Raw genomic sequence first — 767 nt, forward strand, 5'->3', positions numbered from 1 at the left:
ATGTGGGAGAGAGGCTCTATCCGACGGCCTTTGTGGAGCAGATGGCAATGCTGCGGATCGAATATAACGGGATCCTTCAGCCACAACACTTTGCTCGGGACATAGGTGTAGGTCTTCGGAAAATTACAGAAAATGACCTGGCAGCGGTTAGGCCTTGAGGTGTACCAACAGCGTTCGACGGAGTCGGTTTTGTCCTCTCCGTCGATGATAATCCGATTTTCCCGAGGGTCGTACATCCTGAATAGCGATAGGTCTTGCTATTTTAGTTTCTTGCCGCAGGAAAAAGCCTTGTCAACTGTAGCCCCTAATTCAATATATTCGAGATGAATGGGGTCGAAGCTGATCGGGCGTAACTTACGCAGGTCGATTTGTCCGTCGGTCAGAATGCTTTCGTCGGCCGAAATGTTGACGATACGTCCTGTCAGATGGCAGCTTGCGGGATCATAAGAGAGTAGTTCGCACTCGAGCGTCATGGGCAGTTCGTCGATCATCGGGGCATTGACGTGTGTCGAAGGAGTGGCATGAAATCCTGCCCGGGCGAATTTGTCGGGGACTTTATTCCCGGAGACGATACCTGCATAGTCGCAGGCAGCCACTTGATCGACCGTAGCCATGCTGACGGTGAAGGCACGTGTCGCAAGGATGTTCTTCGTGGTTTTATGCCCGGCGGAGAGACAGATTCCGATTGTCTCATCGGTAAACATGCCACCCCAGGCGGCATTCATGACATTGGGTATACCTTGTTCGTCGTAGGCTGCCACGATCAG

At 52.2% G+C, this 767-nt stretch carries 1 protein-coding gene; it reads right to left on the reverse strand.

The window, feature by feature from the left end:
• Positions 1-257 precede the first annotated feature (257 nt).
• The gene (locus B5G16_RS12430) at positions 258-767 is read right to left on the reverse strand and encodes a flavin reductase family protein (protein WP_087264367.1); all 510 of its coding nucleotides are present in this window, start codon (positions 765-767) and stop codon (positions 258-260) included.

This window comes from Alistipes sp. An66, from assembly GCF_002161445.1.
In the GTDB taxonomy this organism is placed as follows: Bacteria; Bacteroidota; Bacteroidia; order Bacteroidales; family Rikenellaceae; genus Alistipes; species Alistipes cottocaccae.